17 protein-coding genes are annotated in these 21,924 nt (G+C 62.8%); 11 read left to right on the forward strand and 6 right to left on the reverse strand.

Annotated features, from left to right (window positions below):
• The first annotated feature begins 163 nt into the window (after positions 1-163).
• Positions 164-3,274, forward strand: a complete 3,111-nt coding sequence (locus KHO30_RS27605; protein WP_211702919.1) for a sensor domain-containing protein — start codon at positions 164-166, stop codon at positions 3,272-3,274.
• 30 nt (positions 3,275-3,304) lie between these two features.
• Here KHO30_RS27605 and KHO30_RS27610 read toward each other — a convergent pair whose 3' ends face one another.
• On the reverse strand, positions 3,305-3,919 hold the full coding sequence (locus tag KHO30_RS27610) for a glutathione S-transferase family protein (protein ID WP_211702920.1): 615 nt from the start codon (positions 3,917-3,919) through the stop codon (positions 3,305-3,307).
• A 160-nt stretch (positions 3,920-4,079) separates the two neighbouring features.
• On the opposite strand from KHO30_RS27610, the gene KHO30_RS27615 reads away from it, so the two are divergent.
• Entirely contained in the window at positions 4,080-4,985 is a 906-nt protein-coding gene (locus KHO30_RS27615) for a LysR substrate-binding domain-containing protein (protein WP_211702921.1), read from the forward strand.
• 215 nt (positions 4,986-5,200) lie between these two features.
• Entirely contained in the window at positions 5,201-5,530 is a 330-nt protein-coding gene (locus tag KHO30_RS27620; protein WP_093646506.1) for a DUF4148 domain-containing protein, read from the forward strand.
• A 124-nt stretch (positions 5,531-5,654) separates the two neighbouring features.
• Here the strand turns inward: KHO30_RS27620 and KHO30_RS27625 are convergent, their stop codons facing one another.
• Entirely contained in the window at positions 5,655-6,050 is a 396-nt protein-coding gene (locus tag KHO30_RS27625; RefSeq protein ID WP_093646508.1) for an acyl-CoA thioesterase, read from the reverse strand.
• Between the two features lie 171 nt (positions 6,051-6,221).
• Between KHO30_RS27625 and KHO30_RS27630 the strand changes: the two genes are divergently transcribed.
• The gene (locus KHO30_RS27630) at positions 6,222-8,111 is read left to right on the forward strand and encodes an ABCB family ABC transporter ATP-binding protein/permease (protein WP_200652769.1); all 1,890 of its coding nucleotides are present in this window, start codon (positions 6,222-6,224) and stop codon (positions 8,109-8,111) included.
• Positions 8,112-8,171: 60 nt separating this feature from the next.
• Here KHO30_RS27630 and murU read toward each other — a convergent pair whose 3' ends face one another.
• Together murU and KHO30_RS27640 are read right to left on the reverse strand one after the other, a co-directional pair.
• Positions 8,172-8,885, reverse strand: a complete 714-nt coding sequence (murU, locus tag KHO30_RS27635; protein WP_211702922.1) for an N-acetylmuramate alpha-1-phosphate uridylyltransferase MurU — start codon at positions 8,883-8,885, stop codon at positions 8,172-8,174.
• 3 nt (positions 8,886-8,888) lie between these two features.
• On the reverse strand, positions 8,889-9,980 hold the full coding sequence (locus KHO30_RS27640; RefSeq protein ID WP_211702923.1) for an aminoglycoside phosphotransferase family protein: 1,092 nt from the start codon (positions 9,978-9,980) through the stop codon (positions 8,889-8,891).
• A gap of 221 nt (positions 9,981-10,201) precedes the next feature.
• On the opposite strand from KHO30_RS27640, the gene KHO30_RS27645 reads away from it, so the two are divergent.
• From KHO30_RS27645 to rsmA, 4 genes are all read left to right on the forward strand, one after another.
• Complete coding sequence (locus KHO30_RS27645; RefSeq protein WP_200652772.1) at positions 10,202-12,559, forward strand: LPS-assembly protein LptD; 2,358 nt, start codon at positions 10,202-10,204, stop codon at positions 12,557-12,559.
• A 67-nt stretch (positions 12,560-12,626) separates the two neighbouring features.
• Positions 12,627-13,988 carry a peptidylprolyl isomerase gene (locus KHO30_RS27650; protein WP_093646520.1) on the forward strand — a complete coding sequence of 454 codons (1,362 nt, stop codon included), beginning with the start codon at positions 12,627-12,629 and terminating at the stop codon, positions 13,986-13,988.
• Positions 13,989-13,993: 5 nt separating this feature from the next.
• Positions 13,994-15,004, forward strand: a complete 1,011-nt coding sequence (gene pdxA / locus KHO30_RS27655; RefSeq protein WP_211702924.1) for a 4-hydroxythreonine-4-phosphate dehydrogenase PdxA — start codon at positions 13,994-13,996, stop codon at positions 15,002-15,004.
• Positions 15,005-15,149: 145 nt separating this feature from the next.
• Positions 15,150-16,022, forward strand: a complete 873-nt coding sequence (rsmA, locus tag KHO30_RS27660; RefSeq protein WP_211702925.1) for a 16S rRNA (adenine(1518)-N(6)/adenine(1519)-N(6))-dimethyltransferase RsmA — start codon at positions 15,150-15,152, stop codon at positions 16,020-16,022.
• Positions 16,023-16,087: 65 nt separating this feature from the next.
• On the opposite strand, the gene KHO30_RS27665 is transcribed toward rsmA, so the two are convergent.
• Positions 16,088-17,023, reverse strand: coding sequence for a DMT family transporter (locus tag KHO30_RS27665; protein WP_093646527.1), 936 nt, complete (start codon positions 17,021-17,023; stop codon positions 16,088-16,090).
• Positions 17,024-17,378: 355 nt separating this feature from the next.
• Here KHO30_RS27665 and KHO30_RS27670 point away from each other — a divergent pair, with 355 nt between their 5' ends.
• Complete coding sequence (locus KHO30_RS27670) at positions 17,379-18,488, forward strand: porin (RefSeq protein ID WP_093646529.1); 1,110 nt, start codon at positions 17,379-17,381, stop codon at positions 18,486-18,488.
• 107 nt (positions 18,489-18,595) lie between these two features.
• On the opposite strand, the gene KHO30_RS27675 is transcribed toward KHO30_RS27670, so the two are convergent.
• Positions 18,596-19,942 (reverse strand): MFS transporter, encoded by a 1,347-nt coding sequence (locus tag KHO30_RS27675; protein ID WP_211702926.1) that lies wholly within the window; start codon positions 19,940-19,942, stop codon positions 18,596-18,598.
• A 102-nt stretch (positions 19,943-20,044) separates the two neighbouring features.
• Between KHO30_RS27675 and KHO30_RS27680 the strand changes: the two genes are divergently transcribed.
• Both KHO30_RS27680 and KHO30_RS27685 read left to right on the forward strand, forming a co-directional pair.
• Positions 20,045-21,001: a LysR family transcriptional regulator gene (locus KHO30_RS27680; RefSeq protein WP_211702927.1), complete on the forward strand. Its 957-nt coding sequence runs from the start codon at positions 20,045-20,047 to the stop codon at positions 20,999-21,001.
• Positions 21,002-21,164: 163 nt separating this feature from the next.
• On the forward strand, positions 21,165-21,854 hold the full coding sequence (locus KHO30_RS27685; RefSeq protein ID WP_211702928.1) for a TetR/AcrR family transcriptional regulator: 690 nt from the start codon (positions 21,165-21,167) through the stop codon (positions 21,852-21,854).
• Positions 21,855-21,924 lie beyond the last annotated feature (70 nt).

The following is a 21,924-nucleotide window of genomic DNA, read 5'->3' on the forward strand; positions in this document are numbered from 1 at the left end:
GTCCCCAGCTCAATCCGCGAAATATTTCGCCTCGCCCCCTCAATCTGTTCCGAACCCTGCCGTTATCCATGGGTTGGCGCGTAAAAAGACTCGACCCGGTGCGACCCGACGCACCGAAAGCGACCCGCGCTCCCGCCCTCAGAACGATTGACGTTCGGAACCCATGACTCCTTTTTTATCGAAGCGGCTGCTGATCAATCTGGCGGTCGTCGCCGCGGCGGTCGGCGCGAACGCGTTCGTCGCCTATACGCAGATTTGCGGCCAGCGCGACGCCGACGCGCGCATGCTGCGTTCGACGAACGTGCGTCAGAATCTCGACGCATACCATACGGCGCTCGACGGCGGGCTGGCCGCGCTCGGCCGTTTCGAAGCAACGGGTGAGGCCGCGCCTGTCAACGAGGCAGCCGCCATGGCCGCCTCGCTGGCCGGTCTGGAGCGCGAGTTGCGCAACGAGCTCGCCGGCGAACCGGCCATGCTCGATACGCTCGCGAGGCTGAGCGTGGACAGCCGCGCGCTGCAACACGATATCGACGATGCGCTCCTGAAGAGCGCCAGCGCCATGCCGGACGAGTCACGTGCCTGGGCGGCTTCGACCTATACGCATCTCGGGCTGGGTCTCGGCCGTGTGGAAGACGCTCTGGCGGCGTTGCGCAAGCAGGAGAACGAGGCGTTGCAAGCGTCGCTCGCGAGTTCCGCGAACGAAACCCAGCGCGCCATGTGTCTGCTGATCGTGACGATGCTGGCAGGCAGCGCGCTTCTGATCTTCACGTTCGGAGCCCGCGAAAGCAGCGCGCGCGAGAAGCTGCGCACCGTGCGTGCGCTCGGCCGCAATGACGAGCGCTTTCGCGGTCTGTTCGATGACCATCCGGTGCCGATGTACATTTTCGATCGCGAGACCTTGCGCTTTCTCGCCGTCAACGCGGCGGCGATTCAGCAATACGGTTACTCGGAAAGCGAATTTCTCGGCATGACGATTCGCGCGATCCGGCCGAATGGCGAAATCTCGCGCCTCGAATCGCACATGCAGCGCAGCGACACCGCTCAACACGGCCGCACGATGGCGGGTGTCTGGCATCACCGGCGCAAGGACGGCTCGACGATCAGCGCCGACATTTCATATCACGCGCTCAACTTCATGGGCCGCGCCGCTTTCTTCGTGCTGGCCGACGACGTCACCGAACAGATCAATACCGAAGCCGAAGCGCAGCGTTCGAACCAGATGCTCGAAACGGTGATGGACAACATCCCGCAGCGCATTTTCTGGAAGGATCACGAGTCGCGCTATCTCGGCTGCAATATGGCGTTCGCGCGCGATGCGGGGCTTTCTTACCCGGAGCAGGTGGTGGGCAAGAGCGACAGCGACATGCCGTGGCGCGCCTTCGCCGACCTGCTGAACGGGCACGACAAGGAGGTGGTGACCACCGGCGTGCCGAAGATGAGTTTCGAGGTCGACCTGGTGATCGACGGTGTGCACCGCACCACGGTCACGAGCAAGCTGCCGTTCACCGACGGCGACGGCCGCGTGATCGGCGTGCTCGGTTCTTACACGGACATCACTGAGCGCAAGCGCGCCGATCTGGCTTTGCGTCTGCAAAGCCGCGCGCTCGATGCGAGCGTCAACGCGATTCTGATTACCGCGCCGTCGCCGGCGGGCAATCTGATCGAATACGTGAACCCCGCGTTCATGCGGATTACCGGCTACGATCCCGCCGAAGTGATCGGTCACGATTGCCGCGTGCTGCAGCGCGACGACCGCGACCAGGAGGGCGTCGCGTTGATCCGCCAGGCGCTCGCCGCGAACCGCGAAGTGAGCGCCGTGGTGCGCAACTATCGCAAGGACGGCGCGCTGTTCTGGAATCAGCTGTTCATTGCGCCCGTGCCGAACGCGGAGGGCGTAATCACGCACCACATCGGCGTGATCAATGATGTGACGGATCTGATCCGCTATCAGGAACAGCTCGAATATCAGGCCAACTACGACAGTCTCACGCGCCTGCCGAACCGCAACCTGCTGCGCGATCGCCTGCAGCATGCGTTGATCGTCGCGCAGCGGCATCACAAGGGCGTCGCGGTCGTGTTCATCGATCTGGACGGTTTCAAGAACGTCAACGACAGCCTCGGCCATAGCGTCGGTGACCGCTTGCTGAGCGTGGTGGCCGAACGGCTCGCCCGTTGCACGCGGACCAGCGACACGGTCGCGCGGCATGGCGGCGACGAGTTCGTGATCGTGATGACCGATACCGTCGACGAGCAGTCGCTGATCGCGTGGATGGAGCGGGTGCGCGCGTCGATTTCCGAGCCGGTGTGGCTCGACGGCACCGAGTTGTATGTCGGCTGCAGCATGGGCGCGAGCCTCTTCCCGCAGGACGGCGAAGACGCGGAAACGCTGATGAAAAAGGCCGACCTCGCGATGTACCGCGCGAAGGACATGGGCCGCAATACCTTCCAGTTCTACCAGCCGGAGATGAATGCGAGCGCGGGTGCGCGCATGAATCTCGAACGGCGTCTGCGGCGGGCCTTGCGTGACAACGAATTCCTGCTGCACTACCAGCCGCAGGTGGATATCGTGAGCGGGCAGATCGTCGGCACCGAGGCGCTGGTGCGCTGGCGCGATCCGGAAGTCGGCTTGGTGCTGCCGTCGCTGTTCATTCCGGTCGCCGAAGAGAGCGGGCTGATCGGGCCGCTGTCGGAATGGGTTTTGCGCGAGGCGTGCCGGCAGAACAAGGCCTGGCAGGACGAAGGATTGCCGCCGGCGCGGGTGTCGGTGAATCTGTCGGCGCGCGTTTTTCAGCAGCGCGATATCGCCAAGCTCGTCATGCAGGTGCTCGCCGAGACGGGGCTCGAACCGCAGTATCTCGAACTCGAGCTCACCGAAAGCACCATCATGCGCAATGCCGAGGAGGCGGTGTTGATGCTCAACGAGCTGCACGCGCTCGGCATCGGCCTTGCCATCGACGACTTCGGCACCGGCTATTCGAGTCTCAGCTATCTGAAGCGCTTCCCGGTGGACCGCTTGAAGATCGACCGCTCGTTCGTGTCGGATATCGGCGTGTCGGGCGACGATGAGACGATCACCTCCGCCATCATCGCGCTCGCGCATTCGCTGAAATTGCAGGTGATTGCTGAAGGCGTGGAGACGTCGGCGCAACTCGACTTTCTGAAGGAGCGTGCGTGCGACGAGATGCAAGGCTTCTACTTCGCGAAGCCGATGTCGACGGACGCGATCTCGGCCTTGTTTCAGGGGGGAGTGGGGCGGGAAGCGGAGACGGCGTAGTTCGGCGTCCCGCTCCCCGCCGCGTGTGCCTCAGGCGGCCGGCGTATCGAGGAACACCGGCAGTTGTTCGGCTACCTCGGAAAACGCCTGCAAGTGGGGATACGCCGCCTTGGTGACGATCTCCGAAATGTACATTTGCGTGAAATTCCAAGCGACGGCCACCGCCACGTCCGCCGCACCAAAATGGTTCGGTTCGACCGGCAACGGGGCCGACGCGAGTTCCTCTTCGAGTTCGCGATATGCGGCGTGCAATTGTTCGGTCACGCGATCGACCCACGGTTCGTGCTGTTTGTCCGCCGGACGCAGATTGCGTTCGTAGACGATCTGCACGGTCTTTTCACTGGCGGCCAGCGCGAGGCCGGTCAGGCGCGCGGCGCGCAGGCAGTGCTCCGGCTGTGACGGGAAGATCCGCTGATCCGGCGCGGCGAGCGTGGCGAGATACTGCAGGATCACCGTCGAGTCCATCACGCTCTGGCCGTTGTCGAGGATCAGCGTCGGCGCTTTCACAACCGGGTTGATCTTCGCGAACGCTTCATACGTGCTGAACACGGAAACCGACTGGTGCTCGAAGTCGAGCTTCAGCAACTTCATGCAGATAGCGACGCGGCGCACGTAGGGCGAATCCAGCATTCCGATCAGTTTCATCTCATTTCCGTTAGAAGATCTATAAGGCTAGCCTGAGCGGGCGAAGTGGCGGCTGTTCGCTTGCCAGACGGTGCTTGTGATGCATCAGACCAATAGATTAAAGCGCTCGGCGAGTCAAAAAAAGCGACATTAATCGACGGTTTACGTCAGAATTTCTTACATGAAGCCGATCCCACCCCTCACTGCTCTGCGCTGCTTCGAAGCCGTCGCCCGCCTGGGCGGTGTGACCCAGGCCGCGCGCGAATTGCATGTCACGCACTCGGCGGTGAGCCAGCAGATCAAGGTGCTGGAAGATTCGATGGGCGTCGCGCTGTTCGTGCGCGAAGCGCGCGGCCTGCGACCCACCGAGGAAGGCCGGCTCTACGCGCTGGAAATACGCTCGGCGTTGCGCGACATTACGCGGGCGACGCGCCGCGTGCAGGCGCGCCCACACGAAAGCGAATTGGTCGTCGCGACCGTGCCGTCGTTTGCGCAGCATTGGCTCGTGCCGCGTCTCGCGAGTTTCCGCGAGACACATCCGTACTACCGGGTCCGTCTGCTGACGAGTCTGCAGGTCGAGGATTTGCGCCAGGGTGTGAGTGACATCGGCATTCGCATGGGGCAAGGGCATTGGCCCGATGTGGCGCAGCAGAAACTGTTCGACGACGAAGTACTGGCAGTCGCGGCGCCACACTTCACGCTCGCGCCGGGGGGCCGCCTCCCCGTTACAGCCGAGGACGTGATCGCGTGTCCGTTGATCTCCAGCCCCAACACGCCGTGGGCCGAATGGTGCCAGGCGGCGCAGGTGGCGGAGCCGGCCGCCGAGGCGGTTGTGCTGTCTGCAAACGATTCGAACATCGTGCTGGGCGCGGTCTTGCTGGGGCAGGGCATCGCGCTCGAACGGCGCAGTCTGGTCGCGCACGCGCTGGCCCGCGGCGATCTGGTGCAGATCACCGATATCCGCGTGCCGTACCGGTATCCGTACTGGCTGGTGTGGCAGCAACGCGAGACTCTGAACGCGAAGCAGGCCCATTTTGCGCAGTGGATCGAAGCGCAGGTCGACGTCTATTTGCGTAGCGGCGGGTGAGATTCCAGGACGATTGGCGCGCGCAGACTTTCGCTTACGGGGGGATTACCGGTTTGCGCGCGAGGGGCACTCGTATATATTTGGGATTCCCATCTCTGACTTCGCTGGGAACCACGAAGCATCGATTCACGTGGCGTTGCGCCCGCTTTTCGCTGCTCGCACTTGGTCACGGGCGTTTCGCCGTCGAATATTTGCCAATCCGACTGGAGAGAGAAATGACGTCTTCACCTGCAAAGAAATGGGCTGTGCTGTTGACATCGGTTGTACTGAGTGTGGCTTCGGTTGCACCGGTGTTCGCGCAAACCGCCGGTAGTGCGCCGGCGGGTGATGAAGCCGCTGCCGCCGCGCCGTCGGCCGCCGCATCGAAGGCCGCCGCCAAGGCGCAACGGAAGGCCGCTCGCAAGCAGGCGCGGGCTAAGAAGAACGCCGAGTTGAAGCAGCTGGAAAGCAACGGGTACAACCCGTCGCGCAACGATCCGAACTATCCGACGGATCTCCAGAATGCGCAGAAGAAGGCGGCAGCGGGCGCGGCGGCGAGCCAGTAAGCGGCTGCGGGCCGGATGAAGGTTGCCGGCTCTGTTGTGCTTGCGCTGGGGATCCCGGCAAAGTACGACGTATGAAACCAAACGAGGCGCCCATGCGCCTCGTTTTTCGTTCAAAGTTCGCCGCTCAGTCGAGCACCGGCAGCGCGCGCGGGCGCCGGTCACTGTCGGTTGCGACATAGGTCAGGGTTGCCTCGGTGACCTTCACGAGCTCTTCGGTCAGGCTCATGCGCTGCGCGTAAACCTCGACCGCCACCGTCACCGACGTGGTGCCCGTCTTGACGATATCCGCGTAGAAGCTCAGCAGATCGCCGACGAACACCGGCTGCTTGAAGACGAACGAATTGACCGCGATGGTCGCCACCCGCCCGTTGGCGCGGCGGCTTGCCGGAATCGAACCGGCAATATCCACTTGCGCCATGATCCAGCCGCCGAACACGTCGCCGTGGACATTCGCGTCCGACGGTTGCGGCATGACGCGCAGCGCGCACGGCTTTTGCGGAAGTTGAAGAATATCGGTCATGGGGATGAAAAGCGGCGCCAGCCAGCTTCTGCGACAATAGAAAGATCAGGAATTGTACGGGAAAGCGCCCAGCCGGGTCGCGCGACAAAAAGCAGGATGCCAGCCTTGGCACGCTGCCGGTCGACGCTCCTGCGAGCCTCCGTCGCTTCCATACACTCCCCAGCCGATCCCATGCGCCGTACGCCCTCGTCCGAACCATCCCCGATCTCGACCCAGCCGCGCAACGACTGGCAAACGATCCTGTCGCTGCTGCCCTACCTCGCCACCTATAAATGGCGCGTCGGCTTCGCGCTGAGCTGCCTGATCGGCGCGAAGGTCGCCAATCTCGGCGTGCCGATCGTGATGAAACGGATCGTCGACAGCCTCGCGTCGGTGCAGCATCTCACCGCGCTCGGCCGCGCGCACGATTCGCCGGCCATCGTGCTGCTGGGCGGGGTCGGTTTGCTGGTGGTCGCCTATGCGGTGGTGCGGTTGTCCACATCGCTCTTTACCGAACTGCGCGAAATCCTGTTCTCGAAGGTGACCGAAAGCGCGGTGCGGCAACTCGCGCTGAAAGTGTTCCGCCATCTGCATGCGCTGTCTTTGCGGTTCCACCTCGATCGGCAGACGGGCGGCATGTCGCGCGATATCGAGCGCGGTACACGCGGCATCACTCAACTGATTTCGTATTCGCTGTACAGCATCTTGCCGACCCTGGTCGAAGTCGGCCTCGTGCTGGGTTTTTTCGTCGTCAAATACGAGGCGTATTACGCGATCGTCACGTTCATTGCACTTGCCGTGTACATCACGTTCACAGTGAAGGTCACCGAGTGGCGCACGCATTTTCGCCGCACGATGAACGACCTCGATTCAAAGGCGAATTCGCGCGCGATCGATTCGCTGCTCAACTACGAGACAGTGAAGTACTTCGGCAACGAAGAGTGGGAAGCGCACCGTTACGACGAAAACCTCAAGCGCTATCGCACGGCCGCGATCAAATCGCAGCGCTCGCTGTCGGCGCTGAACTTCGGGCAGCAGGCGATCATCGGCACGGGGCTCGTGTTCATTCTGTGGCGCGCAACTGAAGGCGTGATGGCCGGGCGCCTCACGCTCGGCGATCTGGTGTTGATCAACACCTTCATGTTGCAGCTCTATATTCCGCTGAATTTTCTCGGCGTCGTGTATCGGGAGCTGAAGCAAAGCCTCACCGACATGGACCGCATGTTCACGTTGCTTGGCGCGGCCCAGGAAGTGCCCGACGTGCCGGACGCGCCCGAGTTGCGGGTGAGCGGTGCGCAGGTGCGCTTCGAGCATGTGAACTTCTCGTATGAGCCGGCGCGGCAGATTCTGCACGACGTCAGCTTCACGATTCCGGCGGGCGCCACCACGGCGGTGGTGGGCCATAGCGGTTCGGGCAAATCGACACTCGCGCGGCTGATGTTCCGCTTCTACGATCTGGACCGGGCGACGGGCGGCGCGATCACCATCGACGGTCAGGATATTCGCGACGTCACACAGGATTCGCTGCGTGCTTCGATCGGCATCGTGCCGCAGGATACGGTGCTGTTCAACGATTCGATCTACTACAACATTGCTTATGGCCGCCCATCGGCCACGCGCGAGGAAGTGATCGCGGCGGCGCGTGCGGCGCATATTCACGACTTCATCGAAGGGCTGCCGAAGGGGTACGAGACGCCCGTCGGCGAGCGTGGCCTGAAGTTGTCCGGTGGAGAAAAGCAGCGTGTCGCGATTGCGCGGACCATCCTCAAGAATCCGCCGATCCTGCTGTTCGACGAAGCGACGTCGGCGCTCGATTCGCGCTCGGAGCGCGCGATCCAGCACGAGCTCGATCAGATCGCCCGCGAGCGTACGACGCTGATCATCGCCCACCGGCTTTCGACAGTTGTGCACGCGCAGCAGATCATCGTGATGGACAAAGGACGGATCGTCGAGCGTGGGACGTACGCCGAGTTGCTGCAGGCGAACGGCTTGTTCGCGCAGATGTGGGCCTTGCAGCAGCAACGTGCCGCAGAGGCGCCGGAGTCGGCTGAAACGGTGGGTGCGGGGGATGGCGGGCGGTGAGTTTTGCGGCGGCGTTGGGCGGCGTGTTATCGCTTCCTGCCGCTCATCACCCTCGAGTACTCAGCGTGCACTCACACGCTGATCTAAAGCCTGCAGTTGCGCCGGCGTACCGACATTTTCCCACAATCCTTCATACAACTCGCCGCTCGCGAGACCGTTTGCAATCGTCGCGCGATAGTAAGGCGTGAGCGCGCGCCGCGTGCCGCGCGGCAGATCGCGAAACATACGCGTGTCGTACAGACCGATATTGCCGAACGTAAAGCGCGGTTGCGCCTCGAGCGACAGCATTCCGTCGACCAGACCAAAGTCGCCGTTCGGATGAAACGCCGGGTTCGGCACCATCACCAGATGCATGCCGGGCTCGCGCAATGCCGCGAGCGTCTCAGCGCGAGCGTTCAGCGCGGCGCAATCGAAATCCGCGTACACGTCACCGCTTACCGCGACGAACACTTCGCTAGCGCCGTCATCTTCGAGCAGCGGCAACGCCTGCACGATCCCGCCAGCAGTTTCCAAGGCTTCATGCTCGGCTGAATAGCGCAATTGCACCCCCCAGCGCGAACCGTCGCCGAGCGCGGCCTCGATCTGTTCGCCGAGCCACGCGTGATTGATCACAATGGTTTGAAAACCGGCGTGCGCGAGGCGTTCGATCTGCCACACGATCAACGGCTTGCCACCCACTTCGAGCAAAGGCTTCGGGCATGTGTCGGTCAACGGACGCATGCGCTCGCCGCGCCCGGCGGCGAAGATCATCGCTTTCTTCAGAGACATCGTCATCGGTCAGAACGTGTAGCCGACTTCATTCGCGCGGCCTTCGAGCTCGTCGAGCAGCTTCGCGAACGGACGCAGCGGCGCATAGCGTTCCGCGACCTTGCGGGCATAGCCGATGAAACGCGGCAGATCTTTCATGTAATGCGGCTTGCTGTCGCGGTAATTGATCCGGCAGAACAGCCCCAGCACCTTGATGTGTCGTTGCAGACCCATCCATTCGAGCTGGCGGTAGAACTCTCCGAAATCCGGATCGACCGGCAGCCCGGCTTTTTTCGCGCGCTCCCAGTAGTACACGAAGCAATCCAGCTCGAACTCTTCGTCCCAACTGAGGAATGCATCGCGCAGCAAGGAGGCGACGTCGTACGTGATCGGGCCGTACACCGCGTCCTGGAAGTCCAGCACGCCGGGATTCACGGGGTTCGGCAGGGCAGCGACCATCAGATTGCGCGGCATGAAATCGCGCAGCATGAACACTTGCGGTTGCGCCCGGGCGCTCGCGATCAGCAGCGCGAAGGTGCGATCGAGCAGCGCACGGGTCTTATCGTCGACCTCGCGGCCCAGATGGCGGCCGATGAACCACTCGGGCAGCAACTCCATCTCACGGCGCAGGAAGGCTTCGTCGAACGGCGGCAGCACGCCTTCGCGCGAGGTGAGCTGCCAGCGGATCAGCGCGTCGAGCGCGTCGTGCATCAGCGAGCGGGCGCGACGCGGGTCGTCGCCGTTTTGCGCCTCGGTCAGCGCGCCGAGGTAGGAATCGGTGCCCAGATCGGTGACGAGCATGAAGCCGGCGTCGAAATCGACCTCCAGCACGCGCGGTACATGTACGTTGGCGGCCTCGAGCAATTGTGCGATTTGCACAAATTCGCGGCACTTTTCGGGGGGCGGGGCATCGACAGCGATCAGGGTGCCGGTGCTTTCGCCTTCCGCCGCCTTACCGGCGAGCCGGAAATAGCGCCGGAAACTGGCGTCGGACGAAGCCGGGAGAAGTGTGCCGAGATCAAGCGCATAGCGCGCTGCGTGGGCGTTCAGCCAGGCCTTGAGCAGTTCGAGGCGGCTGTCGGAGTAATCTTGGGTAGCGTTTTTGGCAGGGGGGAGCGTCATGAAAACCGGCAGCAAATTCAGAGGGGCAACGTCTTGCCATATAATACCCCACGACTTTTTTGACGCGACTCACGCCAGCTTTCGCGTGTCCGCTCTACCGCCCGCCTCATCGTTCGACAGATTGTAAATATTGATGTGCAGCCGACTGTCACGGTCGGGATGTGCAGGCGGTGGATCGTGACTACAAAAGCTGACGGACGGGCCGATTCGCCAAACGATACATGCCGCCTAGACAGCTTTCCCAAACGACTCCCTCTTGTGCTGTAGTCCCGCGCAAAAGGCGGCTCGTCGCGGCGTTGATCGCCGTTCCGGGCCTGATGCCCGCGCTTGCGCACGCCCAGCTGGTGGGGGAAGCCGCGCAGCCGCAACCTATCGACGCGCCATGGGGCATGCAGCTCGCCCCGCAGCTCGAAGAACATCCATTGCAGACCGGCCAGAAGGCGGCCACCTTTGTGCTCGGCGACACGACGAGCGGCACCACCGACCAGGACATGGCCGCGAAAGGCTCGGCCGAGGTGCGGCGCAATACCTTCGTGATCAAGGCCGACGCGCTGCACTACGATCAGGACACGGACATGGCCGACGCATACGGCCAGGTTTTCCTGAACAACAACGGCGCCGCGTTCACCGGCCCGGAAGCGCATATGCGGGTGGACTCGAGTGAAGGCTTCATGTCCGCGCCGAAGTACCACTTCAACGTGACGGGCGGCTCGGGCAGCGCGGAGCGCGTCGACCTGCTCGACAGCGAACGTTCGGTGTTCACGAAGGGCACATACACGGCTTGCTCATGCACGGACAAGCCGGGCTGGTATCTCAAGGGCAGCGAGTTCGATTTCGACACCGGCGCGGACGAAGGCGTTGCGTACAACAGCGTGCTGTTCTTCCAGGGCGTGCCGGTATTCGCTTCGCCGTGGTTGTCGTTCCCGCTATCGGGCGATCGGCGCAGCGGGGTTCTGCCGCCCACGTTCTCGCTGAGTTCGTCGAACGGCTTCGAACTGTCGGTGCCGTACTACTTCAATATCGCACCGAATCGCGACCTGACCGTGACGCCGCGGCTGATCTCGAAGCGCGGCGTGCAGTTGCAGTCGACCTTCCGTTATCTGTCGCCCACGTACTCGGGCTCGATCACCGGTGAATACCTGCCGGACGACCGTCTGACGAAGACTAACCGCTACGCGCTGTATATCCAGCACAACCAGAACTTCGGCAACGGGTTCGGCGGTTACATCTACTACAACAAGGTCTCGGACAACACGTATCCGGAAGACCTGTCGTCGTCGGTCAGTCAGTTCATGAACGGCACCCAGCTCCTGTATCAACAGGAAGCCGGGGTGACCTATAACAACGGCCCGTGGTCCGTGCTGGCCCGTGAACAGCACTGGCAGACGCTGACGCCTTCGGTGGCGCCGTACGGCCGCGAGCCGCAGTTGAACGTGAAGTACGCGAAGTACAACGTCGGCGGTTTCGACTACGGCGCGGAAGCCGACTACACGAACTTCCGCATCACCACCGCGGACACGACCCAGGGTCAGCGGGTGATGTTCAACCCGTACCTGTCGTATTCGGTGGTCGGACCGGGTTACTTCGTTACGCCGAAGGTGCAGTGGCACTTTGCGTCGTACAACCTGAACAACATCGCTACGGCCGGCACGCCGAAGAATTTCACCGAGTCGATCCCGACGCTCTCCTTTGACACCGGGCTGATTTTCGACCGTTCGGTGCGGATCTTCGGCGAGGATTACATCCAGACGCTGGAGCCGCGGCTCTACTACGTCTATACGCCGTACCGCAACCAGGAAAACGCGCCGCTGTTCGATACGGCTGACTCCGACTTCGGGCTGGCGGAAATCTTCACGCCGAACACCTTCGTCGGTAACGACCGGATCGCCGACGCGAACCGTCTGACCGCGGCGATTACCACACGCTTCATCAACCCGGCCACGGGCGACGAACGCGCGCGTTTCGTGATCGCGCAGCAGTATTACTTCCAGGATCAGCGCGTCACGCTGCTGCCTACGCAGACCAGCACGCAGGCCACGCACTCGGACCTGATCGCGGGTGCGTCGCTCAAGCTCGGCGCCGGTTTCGCGTCGGAAACTGCGTTCCAATATAATGCCGACAACAACCAGTTGACGAAGACGAGCATCGGCTTCGGGTTCAGTCCGGCCAGCGGCAAGGTGATCAATGTCGCGTATCGCTACACCCGCGCGAACACCACGCTGGATAACCAGCCGATCAACCAGGTGCTGATTTCGGGCCAGTGGCCGCTGACGCACCGTGTGTACGGGGTAGGCCGTTTCAATTACGACCTGGGCGGGCATCGGATCGTCGACGGTCTGGTCGGGCTGCAATACGACGCCGATTGCTGGACGCTCGGCGCCGGGATCCAGCGCTATGCGAACGGTCTGAATACTTCGGGGCAGAATCAGTCGAGCACGCGGTTTCTCGCGCAGTTGACGTTCAAGGGCTTGTCGAGCGTCGACAACGGGCTGATTTCCGCGTTCCGCAGCAGCGTGGCGGGCTATACGCCATTGCCCCCGCCGCCGCCGCCGGAAGCGCGTTTCACCAATTACGAATGACGCTCGCCCGATCATTTATAGCATGCGAAAAGACGGGCCAGGCGCGCCCGACATCATTGGAGTATCTGTGGCAATCATGAAAAAGCTTCGCTTGGCAACGCTTGCGGCCGGTCTGGTCGCCGCGGCGTCTTTCCTGTCGGTTGCGCCGGTTCAGGCGCAGGCGCTGTCCGGCAATAGCGGCCAGACGGTCGACACCATTGCCGCAGTGGTCAACAACGGTGTCATCACGCGGCGCGAGCTCGACGAGCGCATCGGCCTGATCACCCGCCGGCTGAACCAGCAGAACGCGCCGGTCCCGCCGATGGACCAGTTGCGCCAGCAGGTGCTCAACCAGATGGTGCTGGAACGCATCCAGCTGCAGAAGGCGAAAGAAGACGGCATCAATATCGACGACGCCGCTGTGCAAAAAACGCTCGAGCGGCTCGCGCAGGCGAACAACCTGACACTCGAGATGTACCGTGCGCGTATCGAGGCGCAAGGCGTGCCCTGGACCACCTTCACGAACGACGCGCGCACCGAGCTCACGCTCTCGCGTCTGCGTGAGAAGGAAGTGGACAGCAAGGTCACGGTGTCGGACGCCGAGGTCGCGAACTACATCGCCAGCCAGCGCGGACCGAACTCCGGTCTGACGAGCGATCTGCACATTCAGCACATCTTCCTGAAGGCGCCGCTGAACGCCTCGGAAACCGACATCGAAGCCGCGCAGCAAAAGGCTCAGGCTCTGCTGACCGAAGCCAAAGGCGGCGCCAACTTCGAAAAGCTGGCGAAGTCGAATTCGCAAGCACCGGATGCCTCGAAAGGCGGCGATACGGGTTTCGTGACGCCGTCCAAGCTGCCGCCTGAGTTCGTCAAGGCCGCCTCGTCGCTGCGCCCGGGCGAAGTCAGCCCGGATCTGATCCGTACCAACGACGGCTTCGAAATCGTGCGCCTCGTCGATCGTCGCGCGGGCCAGGGCACCAGCTCCGATGCACCGAAGCTCGTACAGACGCACGTTCGCCACATTCTGCTGCGCGTCGGCGACGGCATGTCCGAGCCGCAAGCGCGTCAGAAGCTGCTCGAAATCAAGAACCAGATCGCCGCAGGCGGCGACTTCGCCAAGTTCGCGCACACCTACTCGCAAGACGGTTCGTCGTCGCAAGGCGGCGACCTCGGCTGGATCAGCCCGGGCGAGACGGTGCCGGAATTCGAACGCGCCATGAACAACTTGCAGGACGGTCAGATCAGCGACCCGGTGCGCAGCGAATACGGCTATCACCTGATTCAGGTGATAGGCCGTCGCGAATCGGAAGGCTCGGTTTCGCAGCAGATGGATCTGGCGCGTCAGGCAATCGGCCAGCGCAAGGCGGAACAGGCCTACGCCGACTGGTTGCGCGAACTGCGCGATACCGCCTATGTGGAAGTGAAGCCGCAGTTGACGAGCGCGCAATAACCGTCATGACAAGCGCCGCGCAGTCCACCAGCCTGCCGTTGCAGATCGCGATCACGACCGGCGAGCCTGCCGGCGTCGGTCCCGAGCTGACCGCGCAGGCGCTGGCGGGCGCGGCGGCGCATTGGCCCGGCGCCGAGTTCACCGTGCTGGGCGATGCGGATTTGCTGGCGGAGCGAGCGCGTGCGGTAGGCGTCGACTGGGCTGCGCTGGTGGCGGACGGCAAGCGCGTGCGGGTGCAGCATCGGCCGCTCGGCGTCCCCTCGCTGGCCGGCAAGCTGAACGCCGCCAACGGCCGCTACGTGCTCGATCTGCTCGACAGCGCGATCGACGGCGCCGTGGCCGGCACCTTCGACGCCATCGTTACGGCGCCGCTGCAAAAAAGCACCATCAACGATGCCGGTGTGCCGTTCACCGGGCACACGGAATACCTCGCCGAGCGCACGCACACGCCGCGCGTGGTGATGATGCTGGCCGGCACCGGCAAGCGCCCGTTGCGCGTTGCCCTCGCTACCACGCATCTGCCGCTCAAAGACGTCTCTGCCGCGCTGACGATCGAAGGCATCGTCGAGACGCTGCGCATCATCGATCACGATCTGCGTCACCACTTTGGCCTGCCTGCGCCGCGTATCCTCGTGACGGGGTTGAACCCGCATGCGGGCGAAAACGGTTATCTGGGCCGCGAGGAAATCGAGGTGATTTCTCCCGCCCTGAAGCTCGCGAACGATCAAGGCATCGACGCGCCTGGCCCCTATCCGGCAGACACCCTGTTTCAGCCGCGTTATCTGGAGCAGGCCGATTGCGTGCTGGCGATGTTCCACGACCAGGGCCTGCCAGTGTTGAAGTACGCAACGTTCGGCGAAGGCATCAACATCACGCTCGGCTTGCCGATCATCCGCACTTCGGTCGATCACGGCACCGCGCTCGATCTGGCCGGCACCGGCCGTGCCGACTCGGGCAGTCTGATCGCCGCGATCGATACGGCGGTTTCGATGGCCCAACACCGCCGCGCGGGCTGATCCAGCGATTGCGGCGCAGTTTGGTTCGCGCTTTTCTGGGTTTTCCTTTCCGGGTGCCTGACGTTTGCGCGTTCGTTGCGCAGTCGTTGTGCGTATTCCTGGTTTGTTCCTATTCTTAAGCAGTTCTCTTTTTAGCGTTTCTTCGATGTCCACCAGCAGACAGCAACCGGGCCGGCACCAAGGCCATATCGCGCGCAAGCGTTTCGGACAGAATTTTCTGGTCGATATGGGCGTGATCGATTCGATCGTCGACGTGATCCGGCCGCAGCGCGGCGAGCGCATGGTCGAGATCGGGCCGGGGCTTGGCGCACTCACCGAACCGCTGATCGAGCGTCTGGCGACGCCCGAAGCGCCGTTGCACGCCGTCGAGCTGGATCGCGATCTGATTGGCCGCCTCAAGACAAAATTCGGCGACCTGCTCGAGCTGCACGCGGGCGATGCACTCGCGTTCGACTTCGGCACGCTGGCCGCACCGGGTGAGAAGGCGTCGCTGCGTATTGTCGGCAATCTGCCGTACAACATCTCGAGCCCGCTGCTGTTTCATCTGACCGCATTCGCGGATCGCGTGATCGACCAGCACTTCATGCTGCAGAACGAAGTTGTCGAGCGGATGGTGGCGGAACCGGGTACGAAGGCGTTCAGCCGCCTTTCGGTGATGCTGCAGTACCGCTACGTGATCGACAAGCAACTCGACGTGCCGCCTGACGCATTCAACCCGCCGCCGAAAGTCGATTCGGCGATCGTGCGGATGATTCCGTACGAAGTGCATGAACTGCCGGCCGCGGATGAGCGCGTGCTCGGCGAAGTCGTGACGGCGGCTTTCTCGCAGCGCCGCAAGATGCTGCGTAATACCCTGGCCGCGTTTCGAGATTCGGTGGATTTCGAGGCGCTCGGCTTCGATCTGCAACGCCGTGCCGAAGATGTGCCGGTGGCCGAATATGTGCGTGTGGCGCAGATCGTGGCGGCTTCGCCGTCGCGTGGCGCCGCGGCCGCGGAAACTGGGACTGACGACGCCTGAGTGGCGTTGCACGGTCTTGAAGGAAGCGCGCTGCGCCCTGCAGCGCGCGTGAAACGCCCCACGTCTTAAGCGGCGACCCGCTTCGCCGGCAGATTGACCAGCGCGATGCCGGTCAGCACCAGCGCCGCGGCCATTAGAAAGCGCAGGCTGAACGACTCGCCGAGCAACAGCACGCCAAAGGTCACGCCGAACAACGGCGTCAAGAACGAAAACACCGAAAGGCGCGACGCGATGTAACGCGTCAACAGCCAGAACCACAGCAGATAGCTGACGAACGCCACGATCACCGCTTGGTACGCGAGGCTCATCACCGCCAGTGGCGTGACGGTTTCCACGCGTGCCTGCCCGAGCCCCAGTGCGAGCGCGAGCAGCACCACCGCCGACACCGTCAATTGATAGAACAGCGTCTTGCTGGCGCTCGTGCAAGCGAGACGTGTGGCGCGCACCACCACCGTGGTCGCGGCCCATGTGATGCCGCCCAGCACGCCGAGCGCGTCGCCGGCAACGCCCTTCAGCGTCGAACCCTGCGCCCCGTGGCCATGCAGGAAACCGTCGGCGAACGCCAGCGCGATGCCGGCAAACGCCACCAGGATGCCGAGCCACTGAGTGCGCCGCATGCGCTCGCCAGCGACGAACCAGTGCAGCCCGAGTGTCGTGAAGCACGGTGCGGTGTACAGAAAGACCGCCATACGCGAAGCGCTGGTCAGCGTCAGGCCGAGAAAAATGCACACGAATTCCCCGGCGAACAGCACGCCCGCGAGCAAGCCGGCGCCCAATGTGCCGTCGTCGCGAAAGAGCGGCGTACCGCGCGAACGGGCCCAGCCCCATACCAGCACGGCTGCGATTGCCGAGCGCAGGCCGGCCTGGAATACCGGTGGTAGTGCGGCGTTGGTGCTCTTGATCGCGACTTGCTGGAGTCCCCAGATCGCGCACAAACCGATCATCAGCAGGATGGCGAAGCTATCCAGGGTGCGGCGCGTGGATAGGGCGGTGGTGCTCATGGGTTGTGCAGGGTCACTGTCATAAGTCATACGATATCAAAGCTATCTGCCCCGTAATGCGATGACCCCATCGCCTACGCGTGCTTCTTTCAGGCTGCAAGCACTTCGATGACATAACAACACTTACTTCAGTCTATTTTCTTACAGCCCCTATTTCGCGCTAAGGTTCACCCACACGCATTTCGTCAGCTTATTCAAACAGTCTGAATTGGCTGTTGTGCGAGGTTCCAACGCGGACTTCGCATCCTACCTGTCGATTTGCGCGGCCTCAGATGAACAGCGTGCCGGTACTTTGCAGCAGGCGTGGCGGTGTCGAAATATCCGTGAAAAGCGGGAATCTGTATGAGGAGACGAAATGAAGCGCGTAAGCAAGTGGGCGATGGCGGTGGTGCCGGCAGCGCTGGCGTGTCAAATGGCGCACGCTCAATCGAGTGTGACGCTCTACGGCGTGATCGACGAAAGTGTGCACTATCTGACCCACGCAAACCAGGCCGGCGATTCGTCGATCGGACTCGGTAACGGCGGCATGACGGAAAGCCGCTGGGGGATAAGGGGCGTCGAGGATCTGGGCGGCGGCTGGTCGACGTTCTTCAAGCTCGAAAACCGCTTCTACATGAATACCGGCCAAAGCGATCCCACCTTGCCGTTCTTCAATGAAGCGCAAGTGGGCGTGCGCTCGGATTCCCTTGGGCAGGTGATCTTCGGCCGTCAGTACAACGTGATGATCGAGGGCATTACCATCGGCGGCTACGGCAGCAATATCTGGATTCCATACGATTTCAGCTTCCAGCCGGAAGTGACGATGACAGGCGGCATCTGGACCAGCAACCAGGTGCAGTATCAGGCGAAATATAACGGTTTCCATGTTGCCGCCGGCTACGCATTTGGCGGCAACGCGGGCAATTCGTACGGCAGCCAGATCGGCATGGCGCTGGCTTACGCGCCGGGTGGGCCATTCACCTTCGGCGGCGCGTATCAGGAGTCGAAAGATTCGGTCAACGGCGCGGCCGCGAAAGCGTGGACCTTCGGCGGGTCGTACACGTGGAACCTGACCCGGTTCTCCGTCGGCTATATCGTCGATCAGAATGACGCCGGCTTTTCGAATTTCGCCAACGGGCCATTCACCGCACCCGCGTTGGCCGCGCTCAAGTACACGGACTTTTCGCGGCGCCGCATGATCATGGGCGGTATCACACAGCAGGTCAGCAACAAGTGGCACTTCGCCGCGAATGTCTGGCGCACGCTGCAGGACGGCAAAACTGCCGCGCAGAACGGTTCGGCATGGCAGTACCAACTGGTCGCCGACTACAACTTGTCTCTACGTACCGATATCTATCTGGAAGGCGACTACTCGCTGTACCGGGGTGACCTGATCGGCGCGCAGTTGCAGGGCGTCAACGGTGTCGGGCTTGCGCAGAAGGGTAGCCAGATCGGTTTGATGGCGGGCATGCGGCATCAGTTCTGAGTACTTGCCTACTTCGGTGCGCGCCCAGATTGCCCTCTACCGTGCTGAGATGTTCGCCGTTCACGTTCACGGTGTAACTCGCGGTGGCGAACATGCTGCCGCGCGTCTCACCCCGCCGCGCCCTCCATACGCCGCTTCGACCGTTGCGGATCGATCAACGCGAAACCTGCTGTACCCACGATCAGCAACAACGTGCCGGTTACCGCGAATCCGATCTCATAGCCACGCACGTCGCCTGCGGCGCCGAGCAGCTTGCCCATCGCGACGGGGCCGATCAGTCCGGCGGTGGTAACGATCGAGTTGGTGATGGCGAGCAGGGCACCGCGCCGTGCCGCCGGTGCGACTTCGGCGACTAGCATCGGGCCGAAGGTGAACGTCTGGATCGCCAACGCGCTGGCGAGTCCCATCAACGCCACCTTGAGGAACGGCGGCGCACCGAGCAGCAGCGAGCAGTACGCCAAACCGCTCACCACGCATGCGGCACTGATCAGTTTGCCGCGCGCCACCTTCGACGGCACGCCGCGCTTGAGCATGCGATGCGAAGCCATCGCGAGCGCGATGCCGAGCGGGATCTGCGCCGCGACTTGCAGCGCGAACAACCAACCCGCCTGGGTCGCGCCAAAGCCAAGGCCGAGCCGGAAATACGCAGGCACCCAGGTGAAGCCAATCGCGATCACCGCATAGCCAACAAAGCATTGCAGCATCACGCCGATAACCGTGCGGTCGCTCAGCATGCGCCGAAAGCGCAATGACGCAGCACGTGGACCGGCCGCTGCGGCGACAAACGCGGGTGACGGGTTGTGCTGACGATTACCCGTCTTGCCCAGGCACAGCCACAAAACGGTCCAGACGATGCCGACGGCGCCGAGCGTGAGAAATGTCGCGTGCCAGTGCCACCGCTGCGAGATATAGGTGAGCAACGGCCCGGCGATGATGACGCCCGCAGTCGCTCCTTGTTGAACGATGGCCGTGGGCAGATTGCGTTCGTGGTCGTCGAACCAGGTGTAGACCACATGCAGTGCGAGCGGCGAGGCGGGTCCTTCGCCCGCCCCCAGCAGAACGCGACACAGCAGCAGCACGGCAAAGCTCGTCGGCCATGCGAGCGGCAATTGCGCGACCGCCCAGATCAACGCAAGCGCGGCGAGCAGCCATTTCATATTGACGCGGTCGGCGATCAGACCGACGGCGATACCCGAGATCGAGAACAACAGGAAAAACGCGCTGCCGACGAGGCCGAACTGACTGTGCGTCAACTGCATGTCATGCATTAGCGGGATCGCGACAAGACCGAGCACGGCCTTGTCGGCGAAGTTGATCAGCATGAACAGGAACAGCGAGGCGACGATCATCCAGCGGCGTCCTTGCGCGGTCTCGCGAGCCTGGGTGGGATAAGCCGACGCTGTGTCGGCGGCTAGCGCCGTGCAGCGCTTCGTGCTGCTGAGGAAAGTGGGCAAAAGGTGTCTCCATTTCTGGCGCGGGGCGCTGGGTTTTCGCCCATTTGAGGTGGTATAACTGAATTGTTCAAGTGCATTCTCGTTATCGGGAGCTTGCAAACTATGCATGAGGTCAATTCCCGCCGCCTTACTCATCTGATCGCGCTCGCCGAGGAAGGCAGCTTTGCGCGCGCGGCAGAGCGGGTTCATTTAAGCCAGCCCGCATTGAGCCGCAGCATTCAGGCGCTCGAAGAGGAAGTCGGCATGAAGCTGTTCGACCGCGCCGCGCGCGGCGTCGCGATGACGGCGGCCGGGCGGCTGCTGGTCGAGCGCGCCCGGCGCGTGCTGTTCGAAACGCGCTGCCTGTTCCGCGACGTCGAACTGCTGAAGACGCATGAGCTCGGCGAGGTGCGCATCGGCCTCGGGCCTTACGCGGCCGTCGTGTTGCTGCCGGACCTGCTGGTGGAGTTCACGCGGCGCTTTCCGAAGATCAAGGTGTCGATCGAACTTGGCGAAGGCGATGCGCTGTTCGCCAAGCTGCGCGCCGAGCAGGTCGATTTTCTCGTCACCGACCGCCGTGTGCCGCCCGTCACGCCAGATGTCACGTTGCAGCGTCTGCCGCGTCACGAGGGCGGCTGGTTCGCGCGGCCGGACCATCCATTGTTCGCGCGCGGCACGGTGCAGCTTGCGGCGTTGCGTGAGTTCCCGCTGGTCTCGGTGACCTTGCCCGCGTTCATGAAGGACGCCCTGCATCGCCTGCTCAAGTACCGTGCACACGAGCAGATTCCGTTGCAGATCGAATGTAACGACGTAGCGGTGCTGAAGGACGTCGTGGCGCAGACCGATGCCGTGCTGTTTTCCACGGCGTCCGCGGTGCGGCGCGATTTGGAAACGCGGCGGCTGGCGCGCATTCCGCTCGTCAATCCGCCGCGTCTCGCGCTGGAATTCGCGCTGGTGTATCTGGCCGAGCGCACGCCTTCGCCCGCCGCGTATTCCGCGTTGGGACTCGCCGAACAGGTGATGGAGGACGCCAACCGCGCCGCGCGGGGTTTGCTGCATCCCGAGTCATTGGCGACGTGAATGGACCGCTGCACGGCCGGTCGGTTGATCGCATGACCGGCCCTCGTGATTACCCTGGATGCGGTTGACACAGCGATCCCAATCGCGGACGATCCGGAATCCAGATTCCGGTTTGCCGTGAGTCTTCAATTTTTCAGAATAGCGAACCGAGGCTGAACACCGCATGACGACGACTTCACCGCGCGGCCGCGAAGCGCAGCCCAGCGCCATCGCCGCACCACGTCAGACGCGCAGTCAGCAGGGACTCGTTCGCATGCTGCAAGCCGGACGCGAGTTGATCGAAGCGAGCGGCAATCTCGACGACCTGTCGATCAACGACATCGTCGAGCGCGCAGGTACATCGATCGGCGCGTTCTATCGGCGCTTCGACAACAAGGACAGTTTCTTCGAAGTCGTCCAGGACGCGGCGATGCAGGAGGGGCTCGCGCACGTACGCGAGACCGTCGAGCGTGACCCGGCCTGGCGTTCGAACGATGCGGGCACGCTCGCCGACGCCGTCATTTCGTTTTACGTGATCACGTTCCGGCGCAATCGCGGGCTGTATCACGCGTCGTTACTACGGGCGTCGCAACGCAAAGCCAGCTGGGACGCCGTGAAATCGACCAATCACGAGGTGCTGGCGATGATCGTGCCGCGTCTCGTTAGCGCGCTGGCACAGTCGCGAGGCATTAAGGCCGGCGGCGACGCGATCCAGTCGCTCGAATTCGAAGTGCGCGCCACGCTGCAGATGATCATCGGCATGCTGGTCAACAGCGTGCTGAACGATCCGGGGCCGTTATCGCTCTCCAGCCGGCAACTGCGGTCGTGGCTGCAAATTCGGGTGCGGCGCTGCCTCGGTTTGCCGGACGGCTGATTTTTTTGCCTAAAAATCGGAATCAGAATTCCGGTTCCATTAATCGAAAACACATGCTGATATCGCGCGA

This window comes from Paraburkholderia aspalathi (assembly GCF_905220735.1).
Classification (GTDB): domain Bacteria; phylum Pseudomonadota; class Gammaproteobacteria; order Burkholderiales; family Burkholderiaceae; genus Paraburkholderia; species Paraburkholderia aspalathi.

What these genes read in the sequence shown, in the direction of transcription:
- murU (WP_211702922.1), bottom strand. Translation starts at nt 8,885, where the DNA reads ATGACGATGTCTCTGAAGAAAGCGATGATCTTCGCCGCCGGGCGCGGC.
- KHO30_RS27640 (WP_211702923.1), bottom strand. Translation starts at nt 9,980, where the DNA reads ATGACGCTCCCCCCTGCCAAAAACGCTACCCAAGATTACTCCGACAGC.
- KHO30_RS27610 (WP_211702920.1), bottom strand. Translation starts at nt 3,919, where the DNA reads ATGAAACTGATCGGAATGCTGGATTCGCCCTACGTGCGCCGCGTCGCT.
- KHO30_RS27665 (WP_093646527.1), bottom strand. Translation starts at nt 17,023, where the DNA reads ATGAGCACCACCGCCCTATCCACGCGCCGCACCCTGGATAGCTTCGCC.
- KHO30_RS27615 (WP_211702921.1), top strand. Translation starts at nt 4,080, where the DNA reads ATGAAGCCGATCCCACCCCTCACTGCTCTGCGCTGCTTCGAAGCCGTC.
- KHO30_RS27645 (WP_200652772.1), top strand. Translation starts at nt 10,202, where the DNA reads ATGCCGCCTAGACAGCTTTCCCAAACGACTCCCTCTTGTGCTGTAGTC.
- pdxA (WP_211702924.1), top strand. Translation starts at nt 13,994, where the DNA reads ATGACAAGCGCCGCGCAGTCCACCAGCCTGCCGTTGCAGATCGCGATC.
- KHO30_RS27625 (WP_093646508.1), bottom strand. Translation starts at nt 6,050, where the DNA reads ATGACCGATATTCTTCAACTTCCGCAAAAGCCGTGCGCGCTGCGCGTC.
- KHO30_RS27670 (WP_093646529.1), top strand. Translation starts at nt 17,379, where the DNA reads ATGAAGCGCGTAAGCAAGTGGGCGATGGCGGTGGTGCCGGCAGCGCTG.
- KHO30_RS27605 (WP_211702919.1), top strand. Translation starts at nt 164, where the DNA reads ATGACTCCTTTTTTATCGAAGCGGCTGCTGATCAATCTGGCGGTCGTC.
- KHO30_RS27620 (WP_093646506.1), top strand. Translation starts at nt 5,201, where the DNA reads ATGACGTCTTCACCTGCAAAGAAATGGGCTGTGCTGTTGACATCGGTT.
- KHO30_RS27685 (WP_211702928.1), top strand. Translation starts at nt 21,165, where the DNA reads ATGACGACGACTTCACCGCGCGGCCGCGAAGCGCAGCCCAGCGCCATC.
- rsmA (WP_211702925.1), top strand. Translation starts at nt 15,150, where the DNA reads ATGTCCACCAGCAGACAGCAACCGGGCCGGCACCAAGGCCATATCGCG.
- KHO30_RS27630 (WP_200652769.1), top strand. Translation starts at nt 6,222, where the DNA reads ATGCGCCGTACGCCCTCGTCCGAACCATCCCCGATCTCGACCCAGCCG.
- KHO30_RS27680 (WP_211702927.1), top strand. Translation starts at nt 20,045, where the DNA reads ATGCATGAGGTCAATTCCCGCCGCCTTACTCATCTGATCGCGCTCGCC.